Origin of the sequence: Micromonospora sp. RTGN7 (assembly GCF_033804645.1) — a bacterium.
In the GTDB taxonomy this organism is placed as follows: Bacteria; Actinomycetota; Actinomycetes; order Mycobacteriales; family Micromonosporaceae; genus Micromonospora.
In genome coordinates this window covers 1-14,564 of sequence record NZ_JAPZLF010000022.1, presented here as the reverse complement: position 1 = coordinate 14,564, position 14,564 = coordinate 1, and the positions used below count along the sequence as shown (strand labels likewise).

Sequence of the window (14,564 nt, the reverse complement as noted above, 5' to 3'; positions counted from 1 at the left end):
CACCCCGGTCAGGACCCGACGAGACCCGTCGATCTCGGCAACGGCCGGCTACGACGACTCGCCGCGGACACCGGCACCTCGACTACCGCATGGAAAACAACCGCTCAGCGGCGATGAGCGTCCTGGCGCTCTTCTGGCCACATCCCGCCCTGGCCACGCTGTGCGACCCGCTTGCCCTGGCCCGGCAGCGACCCGACGAGACCGCACCACGGACCACGCCACCCGTCCACTGAGGGCCGCACCAGTCCAACGGCTCCCGAGCGCCCACCGAGCACCCGACTACCGACACGGAAACGAGAAAGGCTCCGACCCAGGGTAGAAACCCAGGTCAGAGCCTTACTGCTGGTGCGCCGCCAGGGACTCGAACCCCGAACCCGCGGATTAAGAGTCCGCTGCTCTGCCAGTTGAGCTAGCGGCGCTCGTTGGCAACGGGGGAAACCCTAGCACGCACTCTGAGGCGGGCTCCAATCCGATACTCGACTCCCCCCTTCAGGCAGGCTTACCGGACATAAATCACCAAAATCCCTGCCAGTGGTGCCTGTGGGTGCCACTGAAGGGCCTACATGCGGCACGATGTCCGCCAGGCACACGAGAACAGAGGTGGGCATGGGCAGGTTCGCGCGGGCCGGGGCGACGATGGGTGCCCTGAGCCTGATGGCGTCGCTGGCACTGACCGGGTGCGGGGACGACCAGAAGAAGGCGGAGTTCGTCGGTGGAGCCCCCGCCGCCGCCAGCAGCAGCGTCGCTGCGGAGTCGGGCACGGCCTCGGCCGAGCCGACCAGGAGCCCCGCTCCGACGCTCAAGGTCAGCCCCGCGGACGGGGCGAAGAACAAAGCGGTCAGCACCGAGATCTCCGCGAAGATCCCCGAGGGCGGCAAAGTGACCGACGTCACGCTCACGGCCTCCGACGGCGACAAGGTCGAGGGTCGGTGGCGTGCCGACGGCTCGTCGTGGGTGCCGAACAGCGCCCTGAAGTACGGCACCCGCTACACGGCCACCGTCACGGCTGCGGGCGAGGGTGGCGAGACCCGGCAGGGCGCCAGCACCTTCACCACGATGGCCAAACCGAAGTCGATGATCACGTCGGGGCTCTACCTGTTCAGCGACAAGACGTACGGCGTCGGCATGCCGGTGGTCACCGAGTTCCACCCGGGCATCCCGGCCAAGGACCGGGCGGCGGTGCAGAAGCGGATGTTCGTCCGCACCGACCCGCCGCAGCCGGGCGCGTGGCACTGGGTCTCCAACGGCACGCAGGCCTACTACCGGGCGCCGGAGTACTGGAAGGCGGGCACCACGATCACGGTACGGATCGCACTGGCCGGCATTCCGCTCAGCAACGGCAAGTACGGCAACGTCGACCGGAGCGCCACCGCCAAGATCGGCCGTTCCTTCGTCATGAAGGTCGACAACGCGACCAAGAAGATGACCGTCACCCAGGACGGCCAGGTCATCCGCACGATCCCGGTGAGCCTGGGCAAGAAGAGCACCCCGTCCTCCAGCGGCACCATGGTCGTCATGGAGAAGTTGGAGTCGACGGTCTTCGACACCCGGGACGACCCGGACCCGGCCAACCGCTACGTCACCGAGATCGACTTCGCCCAGCGACTCACCTGGGGTGGCGAGTACATCCACGCCGCGCCGTGGTCCGAGCACGTACAGGGCCGGCGTAACGTCTCGCACGGGTGCGTCAATGTCTCCATGGCGCAGGGGAAGTGGCTCTTCTCCCAGACCAAGGTCGGTGATCCGATCACCATCAAGGGCACCGAGCGCAAACTCGTCCCCGGCAACGGCTGGACGGCCTGGAGTCTGAGCTGGTCCGAGTTCGTCAAGGGCAGCGCGCTGCCGGTGCCGCAGGAGGGCTCCGGCCCGGCTCTGGCCTGACCACACACACCACCGCGGAAGGGGGGGGGGGGGCCCCGGGGGGGGGGGGCCCCCCCCCTTCCATGTCATGTCCGAACGACACTCGCAAAGAACGCGATTCTAGCGCCATTCGGACATGATGGTGGGGGTGTTTCTCTTCACCCCCCGCAACGGGTACGTGTCGCCGTGCGTCAGTAAGAGACGATGGCAGCCGGTGCACCACGACAGTGAGGTAATGATGCGCGCGACCCAGGACCAGCTGACCCGGCGCGATGGCCGACGCCGGATGTTCGCGGCGGGGATCCTCGCCGCCATACTCACGTTCACCTCCGCCTGCACCGCCGGCGACGGGGGCAAGTCGGCGGGCTGGCACGGCGGCGGCGAAAGCGCACCGAAGGCCGCCGCCACCATCACCGAACCCGCAGCCGACGCCAAGGACGTGCCGGCCTCCACCGGCATCGCCTTCACCGCGAAGGACGCGGAGGACACCACCGTCGAGCTGAAGGATTCCGCCGGGGCCGCCGTCGAGGGCACGCTCGCCGCCGACGGCAAGAGCTGGCTGCCCAAAGGTGCCCTGAAGTACGCGGAGGCCTACACCGCCACCGTCACGGCCACCGGCGACGACGGCAAGCCGGCGCAGGCAACCAGCACCTTCACCACGATGGCGAGGCCCGCCAAGCAGATCCGGGTCAGCAGCTTCCTGGGCGACAACCAGGTCGTCGGCGTCGGCATGCCGCTGATCGTGAAGTTCAGCCGGGCCATTCCCGAGGACTACCGGGACGACGTCCAGCGCCGGATGGCGGTGACCTCCACGCCCGCCCAGGAGGGGATCTGGCACTGGGTCAGCCCCACCGAGATCCGGTTCCGGCCGAAGGAGTTCTGGAAGGCCGGCAGTGCCGTCTCGTACCAGGTCCAGGCCGGTGGCCTCCCCCTCGGTGACGGTTGGTACGGCCGCGCCGATCTGAGCGTCGACATCAAGACCGGCCCGGCAGTGATCATGACGGTCGACAACAAGACCAAGCGGATGACGGTCACCAAGGACGGCAAGGTGATCAAGACCGTCCTCGTCAGCCTCGGCAAGAAGAGCACCCCGTCCTCGAGCGGCACCATGATCGTCATCGAGAAGCTGCGCAAGACGGTCTTCGACACCCTCGAGGAGTTGGGCCCCGAGGAGGGCTACCGCACGAAGATCGACTACGCCCAGCGGCTCACCTGGGGCGGGGAGTTCATCCACGCAGCCCCGTGGTCGGAGGGGAAGCAGGGCAGCGTCAACGTCTCGCACGGCTGCGTCAACGTCTCGATGAAGGATGGCGCCTGGCTCTTCGCCAACACCCGGATCGGTGACCCGGTCACCGTCAAGGGCACCGAGCGCAAGCTCGCCAACGGCAACGGCTGGACCGACTGGAACATGAGCTGGGACGAGTACGTCAAGGGCAGTGCCCTGCCGTACGACCCGGACGCCGCCGCCTCCCCCAGCGCCGAGGCCACCCCCGGCGACACCGACGAGACGCCCAGCGCCGAGCCGACCGCCTGACCAACGCCCCCGGACACGAAGAAGGCCCCCTCCGAACGGAGGGGGCCTTCTTACAAGGGGTGACTGATGGGAATTGAACCCACGACAACCGGGACCACAACCCGGTGCTCTGCCAACTGAGCTACAGCCACCACGCTCCCCGCACCGGCGAGGCCGGGCGACGTGCGGACTAATAATAGCCACACCATCGCCGCCTGCGTCCACCGGGTTCCCCGCCCCTCCCACCCTTCCGGCGCCCACTTGGACCTCCCGCAGTGAATCTTGGTCCAAGCGCTACGGCGATGTCAGGGTGCGTTCCGGCCAGGGACGAGTGACGTAGGGCGGGCGCCCCGGCTCAGCCCGGTCACTCACGCGAGTTCCCCTGGCGGAAGATGTTCACCACCTCAGCCTCCCCTGGCAGCGCACCTCCGGTGACCCTCTCTGCGATCCGCCGAGCCTCTGCCGCTTCCACTTCCCGGTACCGACTGAAGTTCCGGTGGTCGTCGAGGAACCTGACGGCCAAGCCGGGGTCGTACGTCCATTCCTGAAGCCGGTTGTTCCAGATCAGGGCATCGCCGGAGTCGACGTCCATCAGCAACAAACCAGCCGCTTCACCCTTCTCGGCCGCTCGAAATATTGCGTAGTAGGTCAACACTTTCCTTCTCCAGGATCCTCTCGAGTTTTCGGGAGACCGGGAAATCCTCTCGCGTGAGGCCACACCTTGCGACCACCTCGGAAAAGGACTCGCCCCGATCCTCCAAGTGGTCCAGGTATCTGCGCCAAACTCCCTGATTGAGCGAGATCCACCTCGCGAAGCTCGCATCCTTCGAGGGGAAGCGTAGCGAAAGCCCTTGCGGTACAGCCTCGGACATCTCGCACCGGCGATTGACGGCGAGCATCTCCAGGAACGCGTCGACCCGCCGGGACGGAGACTCCTTCAGCAGGCGAAGTACCTCGTACGCCTCGTGGGTCCGCTGCCACACGTCCCGAGAAGCGTCACTGTGCAGTTGCAGCTCGAAAACCTGACCGGACGGGGAACGTAGGCGGCAGTTGAAACCGTAGAACCGGTTACCGGATCTCCAGAAGTTCTTGCAACCATCGTCGTCGACATCGAATCCGAGGCTCTCCAGACCGGCCAGGACGCTCTCAAGAGCCAGTCGGTAGGTATCGGGGCCTGGCATGGCGAGGGAGAACCGGAGCGCATCGTTCACATCGGCGGCGAAGTCCTCGACCGGCATGCCGACAACCGACGCCTCGTCGACGTACTTCCGACTCAACGATTCGATGCTCTTGACCCGGAACTCCAGATCACGCAGCTCGACGGGGTGCCGGAGAACGAGCGAGGTGGTCACCCGTTCTCCCACCAACCTGAGCGCCGACTCGACCTCATCCGCCTCCTAGATCGCCCTGCCACGGACGGCCTCCAAGACCTTCGCCTCATGCGGAGACAACTGGTAACGCGGGCTCGACGAGGAATCCGCTGACGGCGGCCCAGCCGGACTACCTGTGGGCCGGCCTGCCCGGTCCAGCGGCCCCGGGTCGACCGGGCCCTGGGCCTTCGAGCAGGTGCATCCGGTTACGTACAGGTCGTCGTCCGACGGGTCGTCGGGGCCCGGCTGCTGTTCCCGCGACCGCTCCACAGACGGCGGCTGCTCCTCCGCCACCGCGTCACGCTGACTGAACGCTCCCGGCCCCGCACCCGGCAGCGGCATCGGCCGGCCGTCCGGCCCGAGGACCAGGGCGTCCATCCCCACTACGTTGTGCGGTGCCGGCAGGCCGCTGTGCGCGTAGAGCGGCATGTCCGAGACAGCGCCGTTCTGCGGATCCAGGTAGAGCACGCTGCCGCTCTGGTTGACCGCCACCCAGGCGTGCGACCCCCCACCCTCGTAGGTGGTGATGAGGAACGCGTAGCTGCCGTGACCGCCGACGCGCAGGTGGCCCTCCAGGGAGCCGAACCCTCGGTTGACGGCCTTCCACGCGTCGTGGGGCACGGTTTCCTGGGCCGCGTCGGCGAACTGCTGGAAGCGCCCGCCGGTGGCGTCCTCGACCCGCCCCGGGCCGTCGATCTCGCCGCCGATGGGCCGGTTGACGTCCCCGAGGGAGTACGCGTCGAAGGTGCGGGGCGCGGAGACCCGGGGCCGGCCGTGCATCCACGTCTCGTACAGCGAGAGGGTGCAGTCCAGACAGTTGATGCCCCGGGTCGGATCGGCACGTGGCCCGCCGTCGTTGGCCAGCTTGAACCAGCCACCCGTGCGAGGATCTGCGGTCCGCAGGACCTGGCCGTCGGCACCCCGGGGCATCGCCCCTTCGAGGTCGGACTGGTGCAGCGCCAGTGGCGGCCGCAGACCGCCCCACTGCCCGTACCGGCGGGACCGGTCGATCGGCGGCGGGTCGTCGTCACCGGTCAGCGCCGACGGACCGGCGGTCTCCACCGCCCCGACGACGAGCGAGGGATCGTCGGTGTTGATGCGCTCGAAGTCGTCCCGGTTACCCACGTCGACAACCGCGGGCGCAACCGTCCCGGCCAGCACCGCCTCGGCGAGGCCCCGCTGCCGGTGATACTGACGTTCCTTCTCTCGGCCGCCCCGGATGAACCGGGCGGCGACATCGGTACGACCGGCGTCGTGGAGACCGTAGGCCTGTCGGATCAACCACCGCGCCTGCTCATAATGGCGCTCGGCCCCGTCCCGAAGCTCAGCGGCAAGTCCCCTGCGTCGCTTCTCCTCGTACCAGGTCCGCTGCTGCTGGAAGTAGGCCTGGTAGCGACGCCGAGCAAAGGCCTCGCGGTCGGCGGCCCACTTCGCGGCGTACCACTCGGGAGACCTCGGCAACGGTTCGGAGGCATCGGCGGACTCCGGTGCCGCCGGAGGCCTCGGCGGTGGCGGGACAGGAGGTGGATTCGGACCCGGTGCCGCCGGGGAGACGACTCCGGGCGGGAACGGGATGTGTCCTGGGGCCGACCGGTTCCACCTCGGCGTACGGGTCGGGTCGCCCGTCTCGTGCTGGGGCGTCGGCAGCGGAGCGGCTGTCGTGTTCGCGCTGCTCCCGATGGTCGAGAGCGATGCCGGCCGTGGATCAGACGTGACGCTCGACCCGGCTCCGGCGTGCGGGTCGGCGAGCGTGGATCCGACCGCTCCGGCCACTGGCGCCAGCCCGGCCTCCGCGCTGCGGATGCCTGTCGGCAGGACATCGGCGGTGGCCGCGGACGACAGCGTCGGATGCGCCGGCGCTTCACTCGCACCCGGTCCTGGATGCGTCACCGGCGACCGGGAGTCGACAGCAGCATCGACAGCGACTCCGGACAGCACGGGCACCGTCTCGGCGAGGTGCTCGGTCGGCAGCACGACGCCGGACGTCTGCCCCGGTGCCGCCGCGGTCGGGGTTGTCGCGGTCGGTGCCGCCGCGGTCGGGGTTGTCGCGGTCGGGACCGGGGCGGCAGCGCCGTCTTGAGGGAGGCGGCTCTGTTCGCCTGTGGGCTGACGCCCGGCAGTTCCTCCGTCGTGGCTCGTCACGCTGATGTCGGCACCGGTGCTCAGCGCGCCCCCGGATCTGCTCGGATCCGGTGGATTCCCCAGCTCGCTCGGGGCGAAGGACGCCCCGCCGAGGGCAGCCATCCGGCCGTCGAGCCGCTGGCGCAGCGCCACGTCGGTCTGTCCCGTGGCCGATCCGGTGGCCCCCGACGCGGCGGCTCGCGCCGCGTCGTCCAGCGACACCAGGCCCTGCCCGGTGGCGAGACTGGCGGCTTGGTCGGCGATCACCTCGCCGGTCATCTCCCGGCCGAAGTGCTCACCGACGCGCGCCGCCCGCCCGGTCGCGTGTCGCCCGAGACCGGCCAGCGGCGCCACCGCCCCGCCCGCCAGCCCGCCGAGCGCCGACATTCCCGCGTCGGTCAGATCCAGCCCGTGCCGGCGGCCGGTCGAGTTCTGGTACGCCTGCGTGGCGAGCGTGACCCCGGCCTCCTCGGCCGCCTCCGCCAGCCCGCCGCGTACCGCCTTCCTGGCCAGGCCCCGCACGCCACCCTCGGCCACCTGCTTGGCGGCCCGCTCACCGGCCTCCTTCAGGCCCTGCTTGAGGCTCTTGCGGGCAAGCTGCGCGATCAGCTTCTTGAAGATCTGCTGCACGACGAACCGGCTGGCGGTGATCGCGGCGCCAGCAGCGGGCGAGGCCGCGCCCGCGGTGAGCACCGCCGCCACCGCCAGCGACAGCAGCTCGACGACGAGGATTCCCAGCTCGATCCAGACCTCGAGCTTCGCCCCCTCGATGTCGCAGCCGCACTCCTCGACCAGCCGGCCGAGGTCACCGCTGACGGCCAGCAGGACCGGCAGCGGGGCCTCGTCGCCCTCGGCCACCCGCCGCCAGGCGGCGTCGAACGCCGCCACGACCGCCCCGACGCCGCCGTACCCGCCGCGCACCTCACCGGCGGCGAAGACCGCGTCGGCGCGCGGCCCGGCCAGGGCCTCGGCCACGCCGTACCACTGGTCGGCGAGGGCCCAGACCGCCCGCTCGTCGCCCTCCGGCCACTCCACCCCGACCACCCAGTCGAGGGCCTCGTGGACCCAACCGGGCAGCTCCCAGGGCGAGTAGTCGAGCGGGTGCGGGATCGGGCTCGGCAGCAGGGTCACGGCGCTCCTCGGCGTCGTCAGCGCCCGGCGGGCCGCTGGTCGGAGATCCGGTTGAGTCGTCCGCCGCTTCGCGAGTCCGTCGCCACCTCGTTGTCCACAGACCGCACGACGTCTTCCCCCAGGTGCTCGACGGCCCGCCCGACGCCCGCCCAGGCGCGCAGCAGCGTCTCCTCGAACCCGCGGTACTGCTTCTCGAACGCGGCGCCGATGTCGTCCCGACCCCAGGGTCGGGCCGCGCTGGCCGCCGCGATCTGGCCACCCACCCGGGCCCGTCGGTCGGTGACGGCCTCGCCGGCCGAGGTGAGATCGCCGCCGCCACGTCGGGCCCGGACGGGGTCCAACCAGAGCTCTCCGTCGGTCATGCCGGTCGCTCCCCACCCCGCATGACGGCATCGGCCCGACCCAGCAGGGCACCGAAGTCACCGGTACGGAGGAAGTCCAGCGACCTCGACCCGGCCGGCACACACCCCGCGATGAGTTCCTGCGTGGCGGCGATCGCGGCGGTGGTGGCGCGGTGCACCGTCGCGGTGATCTTCCGGCTCAGTGCCTGGGCGTCCCGATCGTGGAAGACGGAGGGGTGGACCTCCACCGAGACGAGTTCACCGCGGGCGCCGACGACGACCGTCACCTGCCCATCGTCGGAGCGTTCGGTGACCCGGAGCTTCGCGAGTCGGGCCTGGAGTTCGTCCAGTCCGGAGCGGAGTTGCCGATACTGCCCGTACACCTCGTCGAACCGGGCCCGCAGCTCCCGGTTGGCGTCCCGGTTCACCCTCTCGGCCAACGCCATCCCTCCCCGTCACCGTCGGTAGGGCAGACCATACCGGGCGCCACGGATTCCGTGGGGTCCGGTAACTTCGGGTGGGTGATCGACCGTCAACAGGCTGAACAGCTCGCCACCGTGTGGGCCCACCGGGACTCCCAGCGACTCGGGCACGCGTGTGCCCCGCTGGTCGAGGAGTTCGACCTCGGTTGGCTGATCACGTCCACGGTGAGCCCCTCGGCCACCGTGCTGCCCGGTGACCTGCCGACCACCGTCGTGGACAAGGAGACCGGCGAGGTCTCGACCTGGCCCCGGCTGCCGTTCCCCGCCGTGCGGGAGATGTACCGGCGCAGCCGACCGGCGCAGCCGGCACCGCGCACGGTCGACCCGGCGAGCCAACTGCTCCGCGAGATCCGCCGCATCCCGACGCCGGGTGCCGTCGCCCAGTTGGCCGTTGAGGGGCACCTTCATTTCGCCCAGGGGGCCAAGGGCGATGTGGTTCTCCGGCATCATCCGCTGGTCCGGGCCTACCTCGACGAACTGCCGCCGGGGCACCTCGTCCGGGGCGGGGAACGGCATGCGGAAATGATCGTCGTGTCGGACGTCCTCCACGAGTTCGACCACCGACGCGCCGCCCAGGGCCGGGCACCGGTCACCATGGACGACGCTCAGTCCCTGTTCGAGGCTTCTCGGCTGGAGGTGCACCGGGTACGCGAGCCGGGCGACCCGGCGGGAGGCCTGGCCGAACGGCCCTGCGACTCGTGCGTGAACTTCCTGGTCCATTTCCACGCGCTCGACTGGTCCGACCTCGCGTACACCCGGCAGTGGCGGCCGGAACCACAGGAACCGATCCACCCCGACCGTTTCCCTGCCGAGGTCGGGCACTCGCTGATGGACGGGGGATGGGAGGACACCATGTTCAACCCGGCCCTCGCGGCCGGGGCCATCGCAGAGACCTGTGAGGTGACCGGTCGGCTACACCGGCACGAGCCGTTCCCGGCCGCCGAGGCCGCCCTGACCGCTTTCCCGGCCGTCGGGCCTAGCCGTCGCGGCCCCGGCGAGGAGGTCTGGATCAGCCGCTTCCACACCAATCCGACGCGGGCGGCATACTCGGCCGACACGTTGGCGGACTTCGGTGCCGTGCTCGGCGTGCGGCTGTTCCCCATCGGCGCGGAGGGCCGGGAGAGCATCATCGCGGTCGACGAGCGTGGCCGGATCTTCGTGCTGGACCAGGCCGGCGAGTGGTTCCTCGGCGAGGACATCGACGCCGCGCTCACCACCCTGCTACTCGGTCGCGCCCCGGCCCGGGTACGCGACGACGGCACCTGGTAGCGCTGCCACCGCGCGGTAGCGCTACAACCGCACGCCGGTCAGCACCATGACCCGGGCCTCGGTGTAGTCGTCCATGGCGCTGCGCAGCCCCTCCCGGCCGATGCCACTGCCCTTCACGCCCCCGTACGGCATCTGGTCGGCCCGGTACGACGGCACGTCGCCGACGATCACCCCGCCGACGTCCAGGGCGCGGTGCGCGGCGAAGGCGACGTCGAGGCGGTGGGTGAACACGCCCGCCTGCAGGCCGTACGCCGAGTCGTTGACGGCGGCGAACGCGGCGTCGTCGTTCTCGACCCGGGCGACCACCAGCACCGGGCCGAACACCTCCTCGGTGCAGACCTTCGCGCCCGCCGGCACCCCCGACAGCACGGTCGGGGGGTGGTTCGCGCCGTCGCGCCGGCCGCCCACCTCGATGGTCGCCCCGGCCGCCGCGGCCTCGTGGACCCACGCCTCGACGCGTTCGGCGGCCTCGACCGAGATCAGCGGCCCGACGTCGGTCAGCTCGTCGGACGGGTCGCCGGTGCGCAGCGCCTCGACGGAGGCGACCAGCCTCGGCAGGAACGCGTCGTAGAGCCATTCGTGCACGTACACCCGCTGCACGGCGATGCAGGACTGCCCGGCCTGGTAGTTGGAGAACGTGGCGATCCGGTGCGCGGCGAAGGTGAGGTCCTCGCCGGTGTTCCAGTCCTCACAGATCACGGCCGCCGCGTTGCCACCCAGCTCCAGGGTGACGTGCTTGTCGGGCACGGACCGGCGGATCGCCGCGCCGACCGGGCCGGAGCCGGTGAACGACACCACCGGCAGGCGCGGGTCGGCGACCAGTTCGGCGGCGCGCTCGTTGGGCAGCGGCAGCACCGAGAACATCCCCTCCGGCAGCTCGGTCTCGGCCAGGAGCTCGCCGAGCAGCAGCGCCGACAGCGGCGTGGCCGGGGCCGGCTTCACCACGATGGGGGCGCCGACGGCGATGGCCGGGGCGACCTTGTGCGCCACCAGGTTGAGCGGGAAGTTGAACGGCGCGATGCCCAGGATCGGCCCCTTCGGCACCCGGCGGACCAGCGCGATCCGCCCGTTCGCGGCCGGGTCGGTGTCGAGGCGTTGCAGTTCGCCCGAGAACCGCCGGGCCTCCTCGGCCGCCCAGCGGAACGTCGAGGAGGCCCGCCCCACCTCGGCCCGCGCCCACTTGACCGGCTTGCCGTTCTCCGCCGTGATGAGCGCCGCGACCTCCTCCGCCCGCTCGGCGAGCCGCCGGGAGACGTGGTCCAGGGCCGCCGCGCGGGCGTGCGCGGGCAGGGCCGCGGCCTGCGCCGCCACCCCGGCCGCCGCGGCGACGGCGGCCTCGACCTGGTCGGCCGTGGCGAGGGTGGTACGCCCCACCACCCGACCGTCATACGGATGGGTGACGGTCAGCTCGCCCTCGCCGTGTGCGGGGCGGCCGGCAACGAAGAAGGCTCTCGGCTCCACACTTCGGCAGCGTAGTGGAACCGTGCCCGCACGGAAACGGTCGCCCAAACCCTTGTCTGCCGCGAATTCAGTAGCGAAGATGGCAGTCAGATTCCGATAACCTCCGCTACCCCCACGCCCGGCCATCCCTCGGAGACACCTGATGAGCGACCAACACCAGCTGCGCAACTTCGTCGACGGCGAATACGTGGACCCGGTCGACGGCGGGTACGCCGACCTGGTCGACCCGTGTACCGGTGCGGTCTTCGCCCAGGCGCCGGTCTCCGGCCCGGCGGATGTGGACGCGGCAATGCGGGCGGCCTCCGCCGCATTCGAGACGTGGCGGGACACCACCCCCGGGGAGCGGCAGCGGGCGCTGCTGAAGCTCGCGGACGCGGTGGAGGCGAGAGCGGCCGAGCTGGTCGACGCGGAGGTCCGCAACACCGGCAAGCCCCGCCGGCTGACCGCCGAGGAGGAGCTGCCGCCGGCGGTGGACCAGTTCCGCTTCTTCGCCGGGGCGGCCCGGTTGCTCGAGGGCCGCTCGGCCGGGGAATACCTGGCGGGGCACACCTCGTACGTGCGGCGGGAGCCGATCGGCGTCTGTGCCCAGGTCACCCCGTGGAACTACCCGCTGATGATGGCGGTCTGGAAGATCGCCCCGGCCCTGGCGGCCGGCAACACGGTGGTGCTCAAGCCGTCGGACACCACTCCGGTGTCGACGCTGCTGCTGGCCGAGATCGCCGCCGAGTTCTTCCCGCCGGGGGTGTTCAACGTGGTCTGCGGCGACCGGGACACCGGTCGTACCCTCGTGTCACACCCGACCCCGCGGCTGGTGTCGATCACCGGCTCGACCCGGGCGGGCATGGAGGTCGCCTCCGCCGCCGCACCGGACCTGAAGCGCACCCACCTGGAGTTGGGCGGCAAGGCCCCGGTGCTGGTCTTCGACGACGCGGACGTGGCGGCTGCGGCCGAGGCGATCGCGATGGGCGGCTATTTCAACGCCGGCCAGGACTGCACGGCGGCGACCCGGGTGCTGGCCGGCCCCGGCATCCACGACGACTTCGTGGCGGCGCTGGCCGAGCAGGCCCGCAACACCAGGACCGGCGCCCCGGACGACGCCGACGTGCTCTACGGCCCGCTGAACAACGCCAACCAGCTCGCCCGGGTCAGCGGCTTCGTCGACCGGCTCCCCGACCACGCCGACGTGGCCGTCGGCGGGTCCCGGGTCGGCGAACGCGGCTACTTCTACTCCCCCACCGTGGTCTCCGGGGTGCGGCAGGCCGACGAGATCGTCCAGCAGGAGGTGTTCGGGCCGGTCATCAGCGTGCAGCGCTTCTCCGCCGAGGACGAGGCGGTGCGCTGGGCCAACGGCGTCGACTACGGCCTGTCGGCGTCGGTCTGGACGCGCGATCACGGCCGGGCGATGCGGATGACCCGCCGGCTGGACTTCGGCTGCGTCTGGGTGAACACCCACATCCCGTTCGTCTCGGAGATGCCGCACGGCGGCTTCAAGCATTCCGGGCACGGCAAGGATCTCTCGGTCTACAGCCTGGAGGACTACACCCGGATCAAGCACGTCATGCACAACATCGAGGCCTGACCCCATGGCTTCCTCGGAGGAACTGCACAAGCGGCGGGGCGGGGCCGTCGCCCGGGGCGTCGGCAGCGTGATCTCGTCGTACGTGGACCGGGCCGGCGGCGGGACCATCACCGACGTCGACGGGCGGGAGTGGATCGACTTCGCCGCCGGCATCGCGGTCACCAACGTCGGCAACTGCGCCCCACGGGTGGTCGAGGCGGTACGGGCACAGGTCGAGCGGTTCACCCACACCTGCTTCATGGTCGCGCCGTACGAGTCGTACGTGGCGGTCTGCGAACGGCTCAACGCGCTGACCCCGGGGGCGTTCGAGAAGCGCTCGGCGCTGTTCAACTCCGGCGCCGAGGCGGTGGAGAACGCCGTGAAGATCGCTCGGCACGCCACCGGGCGGCCGGCGGTGGTGGCCTTCGACCACGCGTACCACGGCCGGACCAACCTGACCATGGCGCTGACCGCGAAGAACATGCCGTACAAGCACCGGTTCGGGCCGTTCGCCGGCGAGGTCTACCGGGTGCCGATGTCGTACCCGCTGCGCGACGGGGGACTGTCCGGGGCGGAGGCGGCGGCCCGGGCCGTCGAGACGATAGAGAAGCAGGTCGGCGCGGAGAACGTGGCCGCGCTGCTGATCGAGCCGATCCAGGGCGAGGGCGGTTTCGTCGTACCGGCGCCGGGGTTCCTGCCGGCGCTGCGCGAGTGGGCGACGGCGGCCGGGGTGGTCTTCGTGGCCGACGAAATCCAGACCGGCTTCTGCCGCACCGGGGACTGGTTCGCCTGCGACCACGAGGACGTCGTCCCAGACCTGGTGACCCTGGCCAAGGGCATCGCGGGCGGCCTGCCGCTGGCCGCGGTGACCGGCCGGGCCGAGCTGATGGACGCCGTGCACGTCGGGGGCCTCGGCGGCACGTACGGCGGCAACCCGATCGCCTGCGCGGCGGCGCTGGCGGCGATCGAGACCATGCACGAGCTGGACCTGGCCGCCGCCGCCAGACGGATCGGGGCGACGATGGACGCGCGGCTCTGCACGATCGCCGCCGGTGACCCGCGGGTCGCCGAGGTACGCGGCCGGGGCGCGATGCTCGCCGTGGAGCTGGTCCAGCCCGGCACCCTGGTCCCGGACCCGGCCGCCGCAGCGGCGGTCGCGGCGGCCTGCCACGCCGCCGGCCTGCTGGTGCTGACCTGCGGCACCTACGGCAACGTGCTGCGTCTCCTGCCTCCGCTGGTCATCTCCGACGCCGAACTGGCCCGGGGCCTGGGCATCCTCGACACCGCCTTCGGCTGACCGGAGCGCCCCCGACACCCCGATCCCCATGCCCCCACCGCAAACCCGAAGCACCCCGCACCCCGCACCCCGCACCCCGCACCCCGCACCCCGCACCCCGCACCCCGCACCCCGCACCCCGCACCCCGCACCCCGCACCCCGCACCCCGCACCCCGCACCC

General features: G+C 71.1%; 12 protein-coding genes and 2 tRNA genes. 6 read left to right on the top strand and 8 right to left on the bottom strand.

Annotated features, from left to right (window positions below; translation table 11 throughout):
- Positions 1–89: 89 nt before the first annotated feature.
- Positions 90–233 carry a hypothetical protein gene (locus tag SNR22_RS24850; RefSeq protein ID WP_320069070.1) on the top strand — a complete coding sequence of 48 codons (144 nt, stop codon included), beginning with the start codon at positions 90–92 and terminating at the stop codon, positions 231–233.
- 110 nt (positions 234–343) lie between these two features.
- Here SNR22_RS24850 and SNR22_RS24845 read toward each other — a convergent pair.
- Positions 344–419, bottom strand: a tRNA-Lys gene (locus SNR22_RS24845).
- 187 nt (positions 420–606) lie between these two features.
- On the opposite strand from SNR22_RS24845, the gene SNR22_RS24840 reads away from it, so the two are divergent.
- Positions 607–1,881, top strand: coding sequence for a L,D-transpeptidase (locus tag SNR22_RS24840; protein WP_320069069.1), 1,275 nt, complete (start codon positions 607–609; stop codon positions 1,879–1,881).
- A 217-nt stretch (positions 1,882–2,098) separates the two neighbouring features.
- Positions 2,099–3,394, top strand: a complete 1,296-nt coding sequence (locus SNR22_RS24835) for a L,D-transpeptidase (protein ID WP_320069124.1) — start codon at positions 2,099–2,101, stop codon at positions 3,392–3,394.
- 58 nt (positions 3,395–3,452) lie between these two features.
- Here the strand turns inward: SNR22_RS24835 and SNR22_RS24830 are convergent.
- The 6 genes from SNR22_RS24830 to SNR22_RS24805 all read right to left on the bottom strand — a co-directional run bounded on the left by SNR22_RS24830 (position 3,453) and on the right by SNR22_RS24805 (position 8,782).
- Positions 3,453–3,525: transfer RNA gene (locus SNR22_RS24830), tRNA-His, on the bottom strand.
- A gap of 212 nt (positions 3,526–3,737) precedes the next feature.
- Positions 3,738–4,025: a hypothetical protein gene (locus tag SNR22_RS24825; protein WP_320069068.1), complete on the bottom strand. Its 288-nt coding sequence runs from the start codon at positions 4,023–4,025 to the stop codon at positions 3,738–3,740.
- On the bottom strand, positions 3,985–4,725 hold the full coding sequence (locus SNR22_RS24820; RefSeq protein ID WP_320069067.1) for a hypothetical protein: 741 nt from the start codon (positions 4,723–4,725) through the stop codon (positions 3,985–3,987). The genes SNR22_RS24825 and SNR22_RS24820 overlap by 41 nt, the downstream gene beginning before the upstream one ends.
- A gap of 45 nt (positions 4,726–4,770) precedes the next feature.
- On the bottom strand, positions 4,771–7,995 hold the full coding sequence (locus tag SNR22_RS24815; RefSeq protein WP_320069066.1) for a toxin glutamine deamidase domain-containing protein: 3,225 nt from the start codon (positions 7,993–7,995) through the stop codon (positions 4,771–4,773).
- Positions 7,996–8,012: 17 nt separating this feature from the next.
- The gene (locus SNR22_RS24810; RefSeq protein ID WP_320069065.1) at positions 8,013–8,357 is read right to left on the bottom strand and encodes a hypothetical protein; all 345 of its coding nucleotides are present in this window, start codon (positions 8,355–8,357) and stop codon (positions 8,013–8,015) included.
- The gene (locus tag SNR22_RS24805) at positions 8,354–8,782 is read right to left on the bottom strand and encodes a YbaB/EbfC family nucleoid-associated protein (protein ID WP_320069064.1); all 429 of its coding nucleotides are present in this window, start codon (positions 8,780–8,782) and stop codon (positions 8,354–8,356) included. Before SNR22_RS24805 ends, SNR22_RS24810 begins: the two co-directional genes overlap by 4 nt.
- Before the next feature lie 75 nt (positions 8,783–8,857).
- On the opposite strand from SNR22_RS24805, the gene SNR22_RS24800 reads away from it, so the two are divergent.
- Positions 8,858–10,087 carry an SUKH-3 domain-containing protein gene (locus SNR22_RS24800; protein WP_320069063.1) on the top strand — a complete coding sequence of 410 codons (1,230 nt, stop codon included), beginning with the start codon at positions 8,858–8,860 and terminating at the stop codon, positions 10,085–10,087.
- Between the two features lie 21 nt (positions 10,088–10,108).
- Here the strand turns inward: SNR22_RS24800 and SNR22_RS24795 are convergent, their stop codons facing one another.
- Positions 10,109–11,548 carry an aldehyde dehydrogenase family protein gene (locus SNR22_RS24795; RefSeq protein WP_320069062.1) on the bottom strand — a complete coding sequence of 480 codons (1,440 nt, stop codon included), beginning with the start codon at positions 11,546–11,548 and terminating at the stop codon, positions 10,109–10,111.
- A 142-nt stretch (positions 11,549–11,690) separates the two neighbouring features.
- On the opposite strand from SNR22_RS24795, the gene SNR22_RS24790 reads away from it, so the two are divergent.
- Together SNR22_RS24790 and gabT are read left to right on the top strand one after the other, a co-directional pair.
- On the top strand, positions 11,691–13,127 hold the full coding sequence (locus SNR22_RS24790) for a gamma-aminobutyraldehyde dehydrogenase (RefSeq protein ID WP_320069061.1): 1,437 nt from the start codon (positions 11,691–11,693) through the stop codon (positions 13,125–13,127).
- Positions 13,128–13,131: 4 nt separating this feature from the next.
- On the top strand, positions 13,132–14,403 hold the full coding sequence (gene gabT, locus SNR22_RS24785) for a 4-aminobutyrate--2-oxoglutarate transaminase (protein WP_320069060.1): 1,272 nt from the start codon (positions 13,132–13,134) through the stop codon (positions 14,401–14,403).
- Positions 14,404–14,564 lie beyond the last annotated feature (161 nt).

Coding starts and splice junctions, on each gene's coding strand:
- SNR22_RS24850 (WP_320069070.1), top strand. CDS start 90: ATGGAAAACAACCGCTCAGCGGCGATGAGCGTCCTGGCGCTCTTCTGG.
- SNR22_RS24840 (WP_320069069.1), top strand. CDS start 607: ATGGGCAGGTTCGCGCGGGCCGGGGCGACGATGGGTGCCCTGAGCCTG.
- SNR22_RS24835 (WP_320069124.1), top strand. CDS start 2,099: ATGCGCGCGACCCAGGACCAGCTGACCCGGCGCGATGGCCGACGCCGG.
- SNR22_RS24810 (WP_320069065.1), bottom strand. CDS start 8,357: ATGACCGACGGAGAGCTCTGGTTGGACCCCGTCCGGGCCCGACGTGGC.
- SNR22_RS24805 (WP_320069064.1), bottom strand. CDS start 8,782: ATGGCGTTGGCCGAGAGGGTGAACCGGGACGCCAACCGGGAGCTGCGG.
- SNR22_RS24790 (WP_320069061.1), top strand. CDS start 11,691: ATGAGCGACCAACACCAGCTGCGCAACTTCGTCGACGGCGAATACGTG.
- gabT (WP_320069060.1), top strand. CDS start 13,132: ATGGCTTCCTCGGAGGAACTGCACAAGCGGCGGGGCGGGGCCGTCGCC.